Here is a 15,815-nt window from a genome sequence, read left to right as displayed (position 1 = left end):
CTTCGCGGCGGCGAGCCCCGCCGCCGAGGGTCCGGCGCTGTGGACGCTCGACGGGCGCGAGCTGTGGGCGCCGGGCGCGACGCTCGACGCGCAGGCCCTCGCCGAGGCGACGCTCCAGCCCAGCGCCAGCGACGTCGCGACGCTCGACGCATTGCGCGCCGCGAGCCGCGGCATCCTGCTCGGCCTCGACGCCGATGGCTGCGACGTCGCCGCGACCCTCGACGCCCTCGCCGAGGACGCGGGTCTCCTGCGCGTGCTCGGCGCGCTCTGGGCGCGTGGCGGGCGCATCGACCCGGGACGGCGCTGCGGCGAGCGGCCGCTGCGGCGGGTCGGCCTTCCGGCCTATCCCTTCGAGCGCGCCCGTCACTGGGTCGACATCCCCGCGGAGGCGAGGCCCTCGAACTACGACGTGGCCCTGTAGCGATGGCGCATCTCCTCATCGTCGACGCCAACCTGCCCGGCCTCCAGGCGCTCGCCCGCGCCAAGGCCCTCGGGCACCGCGTCACGTTCGTGCGCGGGACGAGCTACGCCATGTACCCGCGCACGCCGCAGAACGAGGCGATCATCGCCTCCGCCGACCGGCTGGTGGACGTGCCCGCGACGTCGGACACCCCGGCACTCCTCGCGCTCGGGCGCGCGCTGGCCGACGAGGGGCCGATCGACGGCATCCTCACCCAGCAGGAATACGCCGTGGAGGCGACCGCAGCGCTCGCGGAGGCGCTCGGCCTGCCGTTCCTCTCGCTCGCCAGCGCCCGGCTCGCGCGCCGCAAGGCGCAGGCGCGGGCGCGGGTCGAGGACGCCGGCCTCGCCTCCGCCGCCCACGCCGTCGTGCCCGACGCCGACGCCGCCGGCGCGGCCGCGCGGGAGATCGGCTTTCCCGTCATCGTCAAGCCGCCGTCGGGCTGCGACAGCATCCTCGCCGCGCGCTGCGACGACGAGGCCGCCGTCAGGCGCGCCGCGCAGGCGATCCTCGCCGCGCCGCAGACGCTGCCGGAGCAGCTGCGCGAGCAATTCTCCCGCGGTATCCTCGTCGAGGAGCGGCTCGAGGGCCCGCTGGTGAGCGCCGAGATCGCCTTCTTCGAGGGCCGGCCGATCCGCTACATGCTGTCCGGCCGGGTGCGCGGGCGCGCCGACGAGACGGTGGAGGTCGGCGCCGCCATGCCCGCCGCGGAGGCCGAGGGGCGGGAGGAGGCCTGCTTCGCCTACGCGGAGGCGGTGGCCGAGGCGCTGGGCTTCGACTTCGGCTTCGTCCACATCGAGATGATCCTGACCGCGCGCGGACCCGTGCTGGTCGAGGCCAACCCGCGGCTGATGGGCGGCATCATGCCCCGGCTCTACGAGGAGGTGTCGGGACGCACCATCCTCGACGACGTCGTGGCGCTGCACCTGGGCGCCGCGCCACGCCCGCCGACGGGGATCGCGCAGGCGGGGACGACGCGCAAGATCATGCCGCGCGCCGACGGGCGGCTGGCGCAGGCGCTCGACGCCGCGACGCTCGAGGCCGTGCGCGCCGACCTCGCCCTCGTCGACGCGCCCGGGCTCGTCGACGGCGCGGCCGTGCGGCGCGACGAGATCCTCGGCCGCCTGATCGCCACCGCGCCGACCATGGCGGAGGCGGACGCCCGCGCGGACGCCGCGCTGGGGCGCATCGCCGACGCCATCGGCGTGGAGCTGGTGCGATGAGCGCCGCCACGACGCAGGCCGACGAGGCCGCCGGGGCGCCGCTGTGGCGCGACCGCACGGTGGTGGCGCTGTTCCTGTCCATGCTGCTCAGCATGATGGGCACGCATCTCGCGCTCGTCGCACTCGCCGTGGAATATGCCGAGCGCTACGGCTCGACGCTCGCCGGCGGGCTCGTCTACCTCGCCCAGTTCCTGGCGCCGATCGTGCTCACGCGCGTGGCCGGGCGGCTGTGCTCGGCGCAGGCGCCGCGCACGCTGCTCGTCGGCAGCGAGCTCGTCGGCTTCGCGAGCTGCCTCGTGCTCGCGCTGGTCTGGGATCTCTTCCCCGCGGTGCTGGCGCTGCTCGCCCTGCGCGGCTTCCTCGACATCCTCACCCGCTCCTCGCGGGCGGTGGCGGTGAAGCTGGCGCTGCCGCCGGGGCGGGTGGAGCGGGCCAACACCATCGTCAACGCGCCGTTCTTCCTCGGCGCGATGCTCGGCGGCCTCCTCGGCGCGCTCCTGATCGAGCGGCTCGACCTCGGCGCCATCGTCCTCGTCAACGCCGCCACCTACCTCGCCGCCGGGCTGATCTACCTCGCCCTGCCCCGCCGGGCGCCGCCGCCGCGGCCCGCGGGCCGGACCTCGCTGCTGGGGACGGCGTCGCGCGCCTTCGCCGCCGATCCGGAGCTGATGCGCGCCTTCGGCTATCTCGTCGCCGTCACCGCGCTGTTCCAGGGCGTGCACCAGACCGCGCGCATCCACCTGCCGCTGAAGGAGCTCGGGATGGACGGCAGCGGCGTGGCGCTGCTGCAGGCCACCGCCTTCGCCGGCGTGTTCGTCGGGCTCCTCGTCGCCGGGCGGTGGCTCGCCGGGCGGGAGGCGACGCTGCGCCTGTTCGCGCCGGCGACGCTCGCCGCCGGGCTCGCGGGCCTCGCGACCACCGCCTTCGTCACGCCGACGGGAGCGCTTTCGGCGTATTTCGTCTTCATGGTCCTGTTCGAGATCGCCTTCATCACGGCCATGAACACGGTCGTGAAGCGCTCCGAGGCCGCCGCCCTGCCGACGCTCATGGTGCTGTTCTACGCCTTCGCCTTCGGCGGCATGACGCTGATGGTGCTCGCCTCGGGCGTGGCGTTCGACAGGCTCGGCGCTCAGGCGACCTTCGCCGCCGTGCTCGCGCTCGGCATCGGCGCGGTGCTCGCCATCGAGTCCACCGCGCGGCGCCTGCGCGCGCGGGCCGAGGCGACGGTGCTCGGCTCGTGACGGCGGGCGCCGCACCCGCCCTCGCCGGTGCCGTCGAGGGCGAGGAGGATCCCGTCGCACTCGCCGCGCGCCTGATCCGCGTCCCGAGCGTCGTCCCGCCCCGCCCCGAGCGGCCGGACGCCGAGGCGCAGGCGATCGCCCACGTCGCGGAGCGGCTCGCCGCCCACGGCATCGCGCATCGCATCCTCGCCGCCGATCCCGCCCGCCCCAACCTCCTCGTCCGCGTCCCCGGCCGCGGCGCGGCGCCGCCGCTCCTCGTCTACGGCCACGTCGACGTCGTGCCCGCGCCCGCGGACGCCTGGAGCGTCGATCCGTTCGGGGGCGTGGTCCGCGACGGGATGCTCTGGGGCCGCGGCGCGCTCGACATGAAGGGCGGGCTCGCGATGCTCGTCGCCGCGACGATCGCCGCCGCCCGCGCGCCCGAGCCGCCGCCCGGCGACGTGATCCTCGCCTGCTTCGCCGACGAGGAGGCCGGCGGGCGGCTCGGCGCGGCCCACGTGGCGGGTGCACATGCGGACCTCCTCGCCGGCGTGCGCCACGCGCTGGGCGAGTTCGGCGGCTTCTCGCTCGGGATCGCCGGACGGACCTTCTACCCGGTGCAGGTCGCCGAGAAGCGGACCGCGACGCTCCACCTCGCCTTCGCCGGCAAGGGCGGGCACACCGCCCTCCTCGCCGGCCGCTCCCCGGCGATCCGCGCGGCCGAGGCCGCCGCGGCGCTGGCGCGCCACCGCGAGCCGATCCGCGTCGAGCCGGCGGCGCGGGCGATGATCGCGGCGATCGCGGACGCGCTCGGCGGCGAAAGACGCCTCGCGGCCGCGGCGCTGCGGGCGCTGCTTCGGCCGGCCCTCGCCCCGCTGGCGCTGAAGGCGGGCGGGCCGCTTCTGGCGCGGGTGTTCGAGCCCCTGCTGCGCACGACCGCGCAGGTGACCGGCCTCGCCGCCGGCGGCGAGGCGCCCAACGTGGTGCCGGACGCCGCGCGGGTGCGGCTCAGCGTGCGGCTGCTGCCGCAGGACGACGGCGCGGGCCTGCTGGCGCGCCTCGCCCGCATCGCCGGTGCGGATGCGGCGATCGAAGGCGAGCTGCCGCCCACCGGCCCCGCCGGCTTCGACGGCTCGCAGCTCGGGCCGATGCAGGAGCTGATCGCGGAGATCGACCCCGGCGCGCGGGTGGTGCCGATGCTGCTGCCCGGCTCCACCGACGCGCGACACCTCGCGCCGCTCGGCATCCAGAGCTACGGCTTCCTGCCCATGCGCCTGCCGCCGGGTCTCTCCTTCATGGAGCTGATCCACGCCGCCGACGAGCGCGTGCCGGTCGAGGCGCTGCGCGAGGGCACGCGGGTGCTCGCGGGTTTCCTCGCCCGCTATCGCGGATGAGCGGCGCCGACGCGGCCCCCGTCCGGCTCGTGCGCATCGGCGCGGCGGGGTCGACGCGTCTCGTCGCCTGCCCGCACGCCGGCGGCAGCCCGGCGAGCTTCGCAGGCTGGCGCCGGGCACTCCCCGCCGACGTGTCCCTGGAGGTCCCGTGCCTGCCCGGCCGCGGGCCGGCCGCGGCCTATCCGGCGGATCTCGCGGCGATCGCCGCGGGCGTGACGGCGGCGCTCTCGGCCGACGCGGGAACGCCGGTGCTGCTGTTCGGCGCGAGCTTCGGCGCGCTCCTCGCCGATGCGGTCGCCGGCGCGCTGCTGGCGCGGGCCGATGCGCCGCCGCTCCTCGGCGTGGCGCTCGCCGCGCGCCCGGCGCCGCATCGCCCGCGCGCGACGCCGCCGCTGGCGCACCTGCCCGCACGCGAGATGATCGCCGGCCTCGCCGCACGCTACGGCACGCCCCGGGACGCGCCCGCCGACCTCGCCCACCTCGTCGCCGAGGGCCTGCGCCACGATCTCGCGCTCGACGAGGCGCACGTCCATCGCCCGGCGCGGCCGCGCGCGACGACCCTGCTCCCGCTCGCCGGGCGCGACGACCCGACGCCGGCCGACGACGTCGCCGCCTGGAGCGCGCTCTACGCGCGGACGCGCCCGCTGGTGCGCATCGACGGCGGGCATTTCTTCGCGCTGGAGCGCCCGCGGGAGACCGTGGCGGCGGTGCTCGGGCTCTGCGAGCGCGGCGGCTAGCGTCAGTATTCCACCTTGTCCGGCTTCTCCATCCAGGCCCGGAACACGGCCTTCGCCTCGTCGAGCGGCAGGTGCTCGGCCGGGAGCGCGCGGGCGGCGGGGTCCTTGGGGATCTCGTCGTAGATGAAGGCGTCGTCGAAGCCGATGGCGGCGGCCTCGGCGCGGGTGTTGGCGTAGACGATGCGGTCGACGCGGGCCCAGAAGGCGGAGGCGAGGCACATCGGGCAGGGCTCGCAGCTCGTGTAGAGCGTCGCGCCGCGAAGCGCGAAGTCCCCCACGGCTTTGCAGGCGCGGCGGATGGCGGTGACCTCGGCGTGCGCGGTGGGGTCGTTGGCCGAGGTGACCTCGTTCCAGCCCTCGGCCAGCACCTCCCCGTCGCGCACGATCACCGCGCCGAAGGGCCCGCCCTCGCCCTTCTCCATGTGGGCGCGCGAGAGCGCCACGGCGCGGGCGAGGAAGCGGCGGTCGTTTTCGGGGTCGGTCATGAGGAGGGTCCGGGAGGGTCGGCCGAGAGGGTGCGGTCTCGGGCCAGGAGGAGCTGGGCCGCGGTGGCGGCGGCGATGCTGGCGGGGTCCTTCGCCCGGATGCCGGGCAGGCCGATGGGGCAGGCGAGCGCGGCGATGCGGGTCTCGGGCAGGCCGATCTCGCGGAAGCGCCGCTCGAAGCGCGCGCGCTTGGTGGCCGAGCCGATCAGCCCGACGAAGGGGAGATCCGTGCGCCCGAGCGCGGCCGCCGTGAGCGCCATGTCGAGCGGGTGGGAATGGGTCATCACCAGCACGAAGGCGCCGGGCGGGGCCTGAGCGATCTCGAGGCCGGGCTCGTCGCTGTGGATCGCGGTCGTGCCGCCGGGGACGTGGGCGGGAAAGGCGTCGGCGCGGCCGTCGACCCAGCGCACGCGGAACGGCAGCGGCGCGAGCGCCAGCACGAGCGCCCGGCCGACATGGCCCGCGCCGAACAGGAGGAGCGGCGTCTGCGCCGGCGCGGTCTCCTCGAGCCAGGCCACCGCGGCGTCGGGCGCCTCGGCACCTCCCCTGCGCGTTGGTATCGGCGTCGGCACTCGCCTCACGCGCCCATCGGCGCCCGTCCGCGCGGCGAGCGGCCGCCCCTCCGCCGCCGCCTCCGCAATCATGCGCAGCTCGTCGAGATCCCGCGCATCGAAGGTCTCGATCGTGACCACGGCCCGCCCGCCGCAGCACTGGCCGAGGTCCGGCCCGAGCGCCATGTCGAGACGGCGCAGCCGCCCCCGACCCTCCGCCAGAGCCGTGCGAGCCTCCGAGAGCGCACGCCATTCGAGCTCGCCACCGCCGATCGTGCCGTGGAACGCGCCGTCCGGCCGCACCGCCATCGCCGCGCCGGCCTCGCGCGGGGCGGAGCCCTGCACGGAGGCGACGCGCACGAGCGCCGCCGCGCCGTGGGCGGCGACGAGATCGGCGAGGCGGGCGTAGGCGCTGGTCACCCGATCGCTCGCTCGGGCAGCGGCCGGCCGCGCAGCGCCTGGCAGGCGCGCAGCACCGCCTCCGGCGTCGCCGGCGCGTCGAGCGGCACGGGCTTGCCCGGATCGAGCGCATGCACCGCGTCGGCGAGCGCGCAGAAGACGCTGTTCGCCAGCATGATCGGCGGCTCGCCCACCGCCTTCGAGCGGTAGATCGTCTCCTCCCGGTTGGCGTTGGGGAAGAGCGCGACGCGGAAGTCCTCCGGCACGTCGGAGGCCACCGGGATCTTGTAGGTGGAGGGCGCGTGGGTGCGCAGCCGGCCGGTCTCGGCGTCGTAGACCAGCTCCTCCGTGGTGAGCCAGCCCATGCCCTGCACGAAGCCGCCCTCGATCTGGCCGATGTCGATCGCCGGGTTGATGGACCGGCCGACGTCGTGGAGGATGTCGACGCGGGTGACCTTGTACTCGCCGGTGAGCGTGTCGACGAGCACCTCCGAGCAGGCGGCGCCGAAGGCGAAGTAGAGGAACGGCCGGCCCTTCGCGGCGGCGCGGTCCCAGGAGATCGTCGGCGTCTTGTAGAAGCCCGCCTCCGAGAGGTGGACGCGGTGGAGCACGCAGTCCTTCGCCAGCTCGCCGAAGGGCAGGCTCTCGTTGCCGGCGAAGACCCGGTCGTCGCGGAACGTCACCTCCTCCGCGGCGACGCCGAAGCGCGCCGCCGCCCGCGCCGCCATCCGCGCCTTGATCTTGCCGGCCGCGATCCGCGCGGCCATGCCGTTGAGGTCGGTGCCCGAGGAGGCGGCGGTGGGCGCGGTGTTGGGGACCTTGCCGGTCGAGGTCGCCGTGATGCGCACGCGCTCGATGGCGATGCCGAACTCCTCCGCCACCACCTGGGCGATCTTCTGGTAGAGCCCCTGCCCCATCTCGGTGCCGCCGTGGTTCAGGTGGACCGAGCCGTCCTGGTAGACGTGCACCAGCGCGCCCGCCTGGTTCAGGTGCATCAGGGTGAAGGAGATGCCGAACTTCACCGGCGTGAGGCTGATGCCCTTCTTGAGGGTCTTCGAGCGGCCGTTGAAGGCGGCGATCGCCGCGCGGCGGGTGCGGTATCCGCTGGTGCGCTCCAGCGTCTCGACGATCGCGCGCAGCGTGTCGGTTTCCTCCACGGTCTGGCCATAGGGCGTGACGTCCCGGCCGGGGCGGTAGAGGTTGGCGTAGCGCACGTCGAGCGGGTCGCGGCCCGTCGCCCAGGCGATGCGGTCCATCACATGCTCGATCATCAGCATGCCCTGCGGGCCGCCGAAGCCGCGGAAGGCCGTGTTCGAGACGGTGTTGGTGAGGAGCCGGCGCGTGTCGATGCGCACCGCCGGGAAGTAGTACGAGTTGTCCGTGTGGAACATCGTCCGGTCGACGACGCCCTGGGACAGGTCGGCCGAGTAGCCGCAGCGCGCGTTGTGCGTCACCGCGAAGCCGGCGATCGCGCCCTCGCCGTCGAAGCCCACCCGCCAGTCGCAGCGGAAGTCGTGGCGCTTGCCGGTGAGCGCGAAGTCGTCGTCGCGGTCGAGCCGCACCTTGCAGGGGCGTTTGGTCAGATGGGCGCCCAGCGCGGCGATGGCCGCCCACTGCGTCGCCTGGCTCTCCTTGCCGCCGAAGCCGCCGCCCATGCGGCGCACCTCGCAGGTGACGAAGGCGTCGGGAAGGCCGAGCACGCGGGCGATCACGTGCTGCACCTCGGTGGGGTGCTGGGTGGAGGAGAGGACGTGGACGTCCCCCTCCTCGCCGGGCGTGGCGAGCGCCGCCTGGCCCTCGAGGTAGAAATGCTCCTGCCCGCCGATGCGCAGGCTCCCCTCCAGCCGATGCGGTGCGCCGACGAGCGCGGGCTCGACCTCGCCGCGGCCGAAGCCGTAGTCCGGCAGCACGGCCTCCTCGCGGGCGAGCGCGTCCTCCACGGTGACGCTCGGGCGCTCCTCGGCGATCTCGACCACAGCCTTGGCGGCGGCGCGCCGGGCCGCGTCGCGGGTCTCGGCCAGGACGGCGAACAGCGCCTGGCCGTGGAAGGAAACCCGGTCGGTCGCGAACATCGGGTCGTCGCCCATCGCGGGCGAGACGTCGTTCGCGCCGGGAATGTCGGCGGCGGTGAGCACCCGCACGACGCCGGGATGGGCGCGCACGGCCGCGAGGTCGAGCCCGCGGATCGTCCCGCGCGCCTTCGGCGACATGCCGATCGCGACCTGCAGCGTGCCCTGCGGCTCGCGCACGTCGTCGATGTAGTCCGCCGCGCCCTGGACGTGACGGCGCGCGGAATCGTGCGGCAACGGCTTGCGCACGTGGCGCAGCGGCTCCCCGCCGTCGGGGCTGGCGTCGTCGGGGTCGTGGCGGATGTTCATGCGCTCATGCTTTCGACGGGACGCGCGGTCATTCGGCGGCGAGGCCGGCCGGGCGCGGGGCGATGCGCAGCCCGGCGTCCCCGGCGATCTCCGCCAGCGCCTTGAAGAGGAGGTTGCGGGCCACGACCGCCCGGTACTCCGCCGAGGCGCGGTGGTCCGACATCGGCCGGTAGTCCTGCGCCAGCGCATCGAGCGCCGGCGCCCAGGCGAGCTCGTCGTCGAGATCGAGGCCGACGAGCGCCGCCTCCGCCAGCGGCGCGCGCTTCGGCGTCGCCGCCATGCCGCCGAAGGCGATCCGGGCGCGGGCGATCCGCCGTCCCTCCAGGTGGAGGCGGAAGGCGCCCATCACGGCCGAGATGTCCTCGTCGAGGCGCTTCGTCACCTTGAAGCAGCGGAAGGCGTCGTGCCTGCGCAGCTTGTCGATCTCCACCGCGCGGACGTACTCGCCGGGCTCGCGATCCTGCTGGCGATAGCCGAGGAAGAAGTCCTCCAGCGGCAGCGTGCGCGTGCCTTTCGCGCCGGCGAGATGCAGCTTCGCGCCCAGCGCGATCAGCGCCGGGGGCAGGTCCCCGATGGGCGAGCCGTTGGCGATGTTGCCGCCTACCGTCCCCGACGCGCGCACCTGGATCGAGCCGAAGCGGCGCATCAGCTCGCCGAGATCCGGGTCGATCGCCGCGAGCGCCGCGTGGGCGTCGGCGTGGGAGACCATGGCGCCGAGCGTCAGCGTCTCGGGCGTGGAGCGCGTCTCGCGCAGGGACGCGACGCGCCCGAGCCAGACGATCTTCTCGATCTCCATCAAGGACTTTGTGATCCACAGCCCGACGTCGGTCGCCCCGGCGAGGATCGTCGCGTCCGGATGCCGGGCGAGCAGCGCGGCGAGGCTCTCCTCGGAGGCGGGCGCGGCGAAGAAGCGGCCCTCGTCGCGCATGAAGAGATCGGCGCCGTCCGCCGCGATCTCCCCCAGCGCGCACGCGGCAGCCTCGCGATGCGCCTCGAAGCGGCGGTCCTTCGCCGTGGCACAGGCGTCGAGCGCCGCGTCGACGATGGGGCGATAGCCGGTGCAGCGGCACAGGTTGCCGGCGAGCGCGTCGTTCACCGCGTCGCGGCCGACGGGGCGCTCCCCCTCCTCGTAGAGCGTGAACAGGCTCATCACGATGCCCGGCGTGCAGAACCCGCACTGCGAGCCGTGATGCGTCACCATCGCCTCCTGGACCGGGTGCAGCGCCCCGTCCGCGGCGATGTCCTCCACCGCGACCACGTCCGCGCCGTCGCACTGGCCGAGCAGCAGGATGCAGGAATTGACCGGCTCGTAGACGACGCGCCCGTCGACGAGCCGCCCCAGCGCCACCGTGCAGGCGCCGCAATCCCCCTCGGCGCAGCCCTCCTTCGTTCCCGTGCGCCGCTCCCCGAGACGCAGCCAATCGAGCAGCGTCGTGCGCGGATGCACGTCGCGGACCTCGCGGACCGTGCCGTTCCTGCCGAACCGGATGGCCTCTCTCATGTCTCGCGCGCTCCGTCGCCGACCCGCCTGAACACCGGGCAGGATAGCGAAGCGCGCGGGGAAAGGAACGGGGTCGCGACGGGCGAGGCGCCGCGCGGCCGCGGCGGCGTCAGAACGCCACCCGCAGCGTCGCGCTCGCCTGGTGCTCCCGATCGCCGTCGCCGACGAGCCCGTCGTAGTCGAGCGCGATGCCGACGCGCTCGGAGAGGACGAGGTCGAGCCCCGCCTCGAGCACGGCCACGTCCTCGGCGCCCGGCGCCGCGCCGACCCCGAAGGAGCCGCTGCCGGCGAAGGCGGCCGTGCCGCTCGCGGCGTCGTCGAAGGCGTGCCGCCAGCCGAGCCCGGCCGAGAGCCCGAGCCGGGCGCCGGCGACGTCGAAGGTCGTGCGCCCGCGCAGGCCGAGCGTCGTGAAGGTCGTGCCCGTCGTCCGGCCGGCGACGGTCAGGGCGGTGATCCCGCCCGTCTCGCCGAAGGCCGGGCTGCGCGTCTGCAGGTGCGCTATTCCGGCATAGGGCTCGAGCCGCATCGCGCCGAGCTCGACCGGCAGAGCCGCCTCGCCGAAGACCTGCCAGGACCGGGCGTCGTAGGAGGCGCGCAGGGAATCCGAGACGCCGAGGATCGCCACGGTCCGGCGCATCGAGACATCGTGCCAGCTGTGGATCGCGCCGGCCCGGACAATCAGGGAGCCGAGCGCGCCGGTGCCGTAGAGCCCGAGATCGACGGAGCCGATCTCCCCGCGCGAGGCGCGTGCGTCCATCTCGACGTCCGTGCGTCCGAATCCGACGAGCACACCGACCCGCCAGGCGTCGGAGAGCGCCCCGTCGAAGCCCATGGCGATGCCGCCGCCCCGCCGCTCGAGCCCCGCGAGCGTCCCGCGTGCGGCGATCTCCGCGGTGCTGCCGTAGACGCGCGCCCAGGCCCCGATCGCGTGCGCGCCGACCCCGCCGTCCGGCGCGAGCGAGGCGTAGGCCGCCGCCGGATCGCCGGCATCGGCGGCCATGGTTCCGAAGCGGCCGAAGCGCTCGTCGAGAACACGGCGCAGCGCCTGGCCCGCCTCGGCGAAGGTCCCCGGTGCGGCCGCGTGGATCTCGCCCGAGAGGAGGTCGAAGGCCGGCTGGACGCCGGCCGAGGGCAGCGCCGCCAGGAGGTCGTAGAGCGGGTTGCCGGGGCCGAGCGCCTCGATGACGCCGGCCATGGCGCCCTCGTTGGGCGTGCGCGCGAACGCGGCGAACGGCGTCCGGTTACGCGCGAAGCGCAGGTCGACCGCACGCGCCCGGCGATCGTAGACGAGCTCGGGCGTCAGGAAGGCGAAGCCGGTGCCGCCGACCGAGGCGAAGCTGCCGGACAGGGCCGTTCCGGGTAAGCACACCCCGGTTGCCATCATTGCGAGCGCAGGAACACCCCGGCTGACCGGGGGAAATCCCTCTTGACGCCATCCCGGCGGCCTTTCTGGCCCGATTCGTGGCCGTGGCCGGGGTATGTCGGGCCGGAACGCCTTGCGTTTCCAGCCGCGAACCCCCACAACCCCCCTCCTGACCCGAAAGCGAGACAAAGCTGGCTGGGTTCATCTGCTGGTATGGAGGGCACGGGATGCTTCACAACACCCGCCTTGCCAAATTGGGGATGAACTTGGACCTGCATGATGCAGGCGTTCAAACCAACGAGGTGAGCACCGATCGGAATTCCGCCACGGAGCGGGGCGCGATCGACGATCCATCGATCGCTGCGGCGGTTGGAACCGAGCCGGACGCGACTCGGCACGACGAGAGCCTCGACCACTTCGTCGAGAAGGACGGCCTGCGCTTCGCCGGCACGCACCTCATCGTCGACCTGTGGGAGGCCACGCGTCTCGACGACCTGCCGGCGGTGGAGGACGCGCTCAGGCGCGCCACCGAGGCCGCCGGGGCGACGCTGCTCAACATCGACCTGCACCATTTCACGCCCAACGGCGGGATCTCGGGGGTCGCGGTGCTGGCGGAGAGCCACATCTCCATCCACACCTGGCCGGAGCGCGCCTACGCCGCGATCGACATCTTCATGTGCGGCGACGCGCGCCCGCACGCGGCGATCGCGGTGCTGCGCGAGGCGTTCGCGCCGGCGCGCATCCAGCTCGCGGAGCACAAGCGCGGGATGGTGCCGTGCTGAGCTTCACGGAGGCGGTGCACGACGGCTACGGCCAGACCTTCCGGATCGATCGCCTGGTGCACTACGAGAAGACCGAGCTCCAGGAGCTGGTGATCTTCGACAACGCCTCCTTCGGCCGGGTTCTCGCGCTCGACGGGCTCGTGCAGCTCACCGAGCGCGACCACCACGCCTACCACGAGATGATCGCGCACGTGCCCGTGCTCGGGCACGGCGCCGTGCGCGACGTTCTGGTGATCGGCGGCGGCGATGGCGGCGTGCTGCGGGAGGTGCTGCGGCACGAGGACGTGCGCGCGACGCTGGTCGAGATCGATGCCCGCGTGATCGGCACGGCGCGCACCCACCTGCCCTTCGTCTGCGGAGACGCGTTCGACGATCCCCGCGCCGAGATCGTGATCGGCGACGGGCTCGCCTTCGTGCGCGACACGGACCGGCGCTTCGACGTGATCGTGGTCGACTCCACCGATCCCGTGGGTCCGGCGGCGGCGCTGTTCGGGGAGGCGTTCTACCACGACTGCAAGCGCTGCCTCCGGCCCGGCGGCGTGCTCGTTACCCAGGCGGGCGTCCCCTTCTTCCAGGGCCCGCAGATCGCCGCAGCGCACGCCCTGCGCGCGGGCCTGTTCGCCCACGCGACCGCCTATCTCGCCGCCGTGCCGACCTATACCGGCGGCCCGATCGCGCTCGGCTTCGCCTCGGACGCCGACCTCGCGCCCGGCGACCTCGCGCTGCTGCGGGAGCGCTTCCGCGCGGCACGGCTCGAGACCCGCTACTACGCGCCGGACGTGCACGTCGGCGCGTTCGCGCTGCCGCCCGAGGTGCGGAGCCTCCTGCACGGGGCGTGATCCTCCGGCAGGCGGGCGGTCGGGGCGCGCGATACTTTGAACATTCTTTACCGGTAGAATAATTCTCCATAATCCACGTACGGAATTCGGTAAAACCACCGCGATTTCTCGCCTGACGATACGAAAAACCAGTAGACAGCCGCGTTTCCCCGCCCGATAAACGGGCTACGCACAAATACGAATAATGGGGAACCCTGCGTCCATGTCCGGGCTGATCGGCTTCGTGCGCGCCGTCGAGCGCGTGAACGACCTCGTGGGTCGCGCGGTCGCGCTGCTCACGCTGGGGACGGTGCTCGTGTGCTTTGCCACCGTCTATACCCGCTACGCCCTCAACACGAACTTCATCTGGCTCCAGGAGGCGTACGTCTGGCAGCACGCGCTGGTGATCGTGCTCGGCGGTGCCTACACGAAGATGGTCGGCGGTTTCGTGCGGGTGGACATCTTCTACGGGCGCATGTCGCCGCGCGGGCGCGCCAAGGTCGACATCGCCGGCACGCTCGTCTTCCTCATGCCCTTCCTCGCGGTGCTCGCCTGGTCGTTCTGGCGCTTCTTCTGGAACGGCTACATCGCCGACGAGGGCTCGCCCAACGAGGGCGGGCTGCCGAATTGGTGGCTGCTCCAGGGCGCGCTCGTCGTGTTCGTGGCGCTCACCTTCCTGCAGGGCTGCGCACTCGTCGCCCGCTCGCTCCTCGTGCTGAACGGCCGCGAGGAGTTCGCGCCGACGCTCTCGCACGGCTGAGGAGGCGCGCCATGCTCGATCCCGCGGTGGCCGGCCAGATCCTCGCCGTCGTCTTCTTCTTCGCCATTCTCGTCGTCCTCTTGTCGGGCTACATCGTCGCCTGGACGCTGGGCGGCCTGTCGATGATCTTCGCGCTGGTCGGCTGGTGGCTCGGCGCCTTCGACGCCAACCTGCTCCAGGCCCTCTCGACGCGGTTCTTCGGGGTGATCACCAACCCCGTGCTGATCGCGGTGCCGCTGTTCGTCTTCATGGGCGTCGTGCTCGAGCGCTCGAAGATCGCGGAGGTGCTGCTGACCACGATGGGAGAGCTGTTCGGCTCGCTCCGCGGCGGGCTCGGCGTCTCCGTCGTCCTCGTCGGCGCGCTGCTCGCGGCCTCGACGGGCGTCGTCGGCGCGACCGTCGTGGCGATGGGGCTCCTCGCGCTGCCCGCCATGCTGCGCGCCGGCTACGACCCGAAGCTCGCCACCGGCGTCATCTGCGCCGCCGGCACGCTCGGCCAGATCCTGCCGCCCTCGACCGTGCTGATCTTCACCGCCGACATCCTGCAGGGCGCCAACGCCGCCGCGCAGGCGGAGCTCGGCAACTTCGCGCCGGATACGGTCTCGGTGGGCGACCTCTTCGTCGGCGCCTTCATCCCCGGCATGATCCTCGCGGGGCTCTACGCGCTCTGGGTCATGGTGCGCGCGATCGTCGACCCGAAGAGCGCGCCCGCCATCGTGATGACACCCGAGCAGAAGGCGACGCTCGGCCGGCGGGTCGTCGTGGCGCTGATCCCGCCGCTCGCGCTCATCGTCGCCGTGCTCGGCTCGATCGTCGGCGGCGTGGCGACGCCCACCGAGTCCGCCTCCGTCGGCTCGCTCGGCGCGATCCTCTTGTGCCTCGTCAAGCTCCTCGCCGAGCGCGCCGTCCACGGCGACGACGGCGTCGACCACGAGGAGAAGCTGTTCTGGTTCTGGATCGGCTTCCTCGGGCTCCTCCTCGCCATCGGCGTCTTCGGCGGCGCCTTCTGGCTCCTCACCTTCCTCGTCGTCGCGATCCTCGCCGCGCTGGTGCCGGTGATGGCGTCGACGAAGCTGCGCGTGCGCTTCCTCGGCACGATGGACGAGACCTGCCGCGCGACGATGACGATCACCTCGATGATCTTCGTCATCCTGCTCGGCGCCACCGCCTTCGCCCTCGTCTTCACGCGGATGGGCGGCTACGACCTCGTGCAGGACTTCCTCGCGGCCATGCCCGGCGGCCAGATCGGCGCCGTCATGGCGGTGATGGCGATGATGTTCGTGCTGGGGTTCTTCCTCGACACGTTCGAGATCGTCTTCATCGTCGTGCCGATCACGGCGCCGATCCTGATCATCCTCGGCGTCGACCCGATCCTGCTCGGCGTGCTCATCGGGCTGATCCTGCAGACCTCCTTCCTCACCCCGCCCTTCGGCTTCGCGCTGTTCTACCTGCGCGGCGTGGCGCCCAAGGAGGTGGCGACCACGATGCTCTATCGCGGCGTCGTCCCCTTCGTCGTCATGCAGATCGCCGTGCTCGTGCTCGTCTGGCAATGGCAGGCGCTGGCGACCTACCTGCCGAACTACTTCTTCCGCCAGCCCGCCGCCGCGACGATCGACGGCGCGCCGGCGCCGCTGCCCTTCGACGACAGCGAGGCGGACGAGTTCCTGTGAGCTTCTCCCGAAACGACGAACCCCCGCGGCGCCGGGCGCCGCGGGGGGGGGAGGGACGCCGGGCCTGCGAGGCC

At 73.7% G+C, this 15,815-nt stretch carries 14 protein-coding genes; 9 read left to right on the top strand and 5 right to left on the bottom strand.

Annotated features, from left to right (window positions below):
* From G407_RS32180 to G407_RS30680, 5 genes are all read left to right on the top strand, one after another.
* The coding region (locus G407_RS32180; protein WP_029031980.1) for a hypothetical protein at positions 1 to 421 on the top strand (421 nt) is incomplete at its 5' end.
* A gap of 2 nt (positions 422 to 423) precedes the next feature.
* Positions 424 to 1,683 (top strand): ATP-grasp domain-containing protein, encoded by a 1,260-nt coding sequence (locus G407_RS28530; protein WP_052341543.1) that lies wholly within the window; start codon positions 424 to 426, stop codon positions 1,681 to 1,683.
* Positions 1,680 to 2,924 (top strand): MFS transporter, encoded by a 1,245-nt coding sequence (locus G407_RS0118200; RefSeq protein ID WP_029031979.1) that lies wholly within the window; start codon positions 1,680 to 1,682, stop codon positions 2,922 to 2,924. The genes G407_RS28530 and G407_RS0118200 overlap by 4 nt, the downstream gene beginning before the upstream one ends.
* On the top strand, positions 2,921 to 4,297 hold the full coding sequence (locus G407_RS28525; RefSeq protein WP_052341542.1) for a M20/M25/M40 family metallo-hydrolase: 1,377 nt from the start codon (positions 2,921 to 2,923) through the stop codon (positions 4,295 to 4,297). The genes G407_RS0118200 and G407_RS28525 overlap by 4 nt, the downstream gene beginning before the upstream one ends.
* Positions 4,294 to 5,034 (top strand): thioesterase II family protein, encoded by a 741-nt coding sequence (locus tag G407_RS30680; RefSeq protein WP_052341541.1) that lies wholly within the window; start codon positions 4,294 to 4,296, stop codon positions 5,032 to 5,034. Before G407_RS28525 ends, G407_RS30680 begins: the two co-directional genes overlap by 4 nt.
* A gap of 2 nt (positions 5,035 to 5,036) precedes the next feature.
* Here G407_RS30680 and G407_RS0118185 read toward each other — a convergent pair whose 3' ends face one another.
* From G407_RS0118185 to G407_RS28510, 5 genes are all read right to left on the bottom strand, one after another.
* Positions 5,037 to 5,519 (bottom strand): nucleoside deaminase, encoded by a 483-nt coding sequence (locus G407_RS0118185; protein ID WP_029031978.1) that lies wholly within the window; start codon positions 5,517 to 5,519, stop codon positions 5,037 to 5,039.
* Positions 5,516 to 6,490, bottom strand: coding sequence for a xanthine dehydrogenase accessory protein XdhC (gene xdhC / locus G407_RS28515; RefSeq protein WP_043540137.1), 975 nt, complete (start codon positions 6,488 to 6,490; stop codon positions 5,516 to 5,518). The genes G407_RS0118185 and xdhC overlap by 4 nt, the downstream gene beginning before the upstream one ends.
* Positions 6,487 to 8,847: a xanthine dehydrogenase molybdopterin binding subunit gene (xdhB, locus tag G407_RS0118175; protein ID WP_029031977.1), complete on the bottom strand. Its 2,361-nt coding sequence runs from the start codon at positions 8,845 to 8,847 to the stop codon at positions 6,487 to 6,489. Before xdhB ends, xdhC begins: the two co-directional genes overlap by 4 nt.
* A gap of 28 nt (positions 8,848 to 8,875) precedes the next feature.
* Entirely contained in the window at positions 8,876 to 10,348 is a 1,473-nt protein-coding gene (xdhA, locus tag G407_RS0118170; RefSeq protein ID WP_029031976.1) for a xanthine dehydrogenase small subunit, read from the bottom strand.
* A 109-nt stretch (positions 10,349 to 10,457) separates the two neighbouring features.
* Complete coding sequence (locus G407_RS28510) at positions 10,458 to 11,717, bottom strand: autotransporter outer membrane beta-barrel domain-containing protein (protein WP_052341540.1); 1,260 nt, start codon at positions 11,715 to 11,717, stop codon at positions 10,458 to 10,460.
* 296 nt (positions 11,718 to 12,013) lie between these two features.
* On the opposite strand from G407_RS28510, the gene speD reads away from it, so the two are divergent.
* The 4 genes from speD (at position 12,014) to G407_RS0118145 (ending at position 15,741) form a co-directional block, all read left to right on the top strand.
* The gene (speD, locus tag G407_RS28505; RefSeq protein WP_052341539.1) at positions 12,014 to 12,493 is read left to right on the top strand and encodes an adenosylmethionine decarboxylase; all 480 of its coding nucleotides are present in this window, start codon (positions 12,014 to 12,016) and stop codon (positions 12,491 to 12,493) included.
* Complete coding sequence (speE, locus tag G407_RS0118155; RefSeq protein WP_043540136.1) at positions 12,487 to 13,332, top strand: polyamine aminopropyltransferase; 846 nt, start codon at positions 12,487 to 12,489, stop codon at positions 13,330 to 13,332. The genes speD and speE overlap by 7 nt, the downstream gene beginning before the upstream one ends.
* A 202-nt stretch (positions 13,333 to 13,534) precedes the next feature.
* Positions 13,535 to 14,071: a TRAP transporter small permease subunit gene (locus G407_RS0118150; RefSeq protein WP_029031974.1), complete on the top strand. Its 537-nt coding sequence runs from the start codon at positions 13,535 to 13,537 to the stop codon at positions 14,069 to 14,071.
* Between the two features lie 11 nt (positions 14,072 to 14,082).
* On the top strand, positions 14,083 to 15,741 hold the full coding sequence (locus G407_RS0118145) for a TRAP transporter large permease (protein ID WP_029031973.1): 1,659 nt from the start codon (positions 14,083 to 14,085) through the stop codon (positions 15,739 to 15,741).
* Positions 15,742 to 15,815 lie beyond the last annotated feature (74 nt).

Origin of the sequence: Salinarimonas rosea DSM 21201 (assembly GCF_000429045.1) — a bacterium.
In the GTDB taxonomy this organism is placed as follows: Bacteria; Pseudomonadota; Alphaproteobacteria; order Rhizobiales; family Beijerinckiaceae; genus Salinarimonas; species Salinarimonas rosea.
The sequence above is the reverse complement of the archived record's forward strand: the minus strand, read 5'-3'. Positions and strand labels throughout refer to the sequence as shown.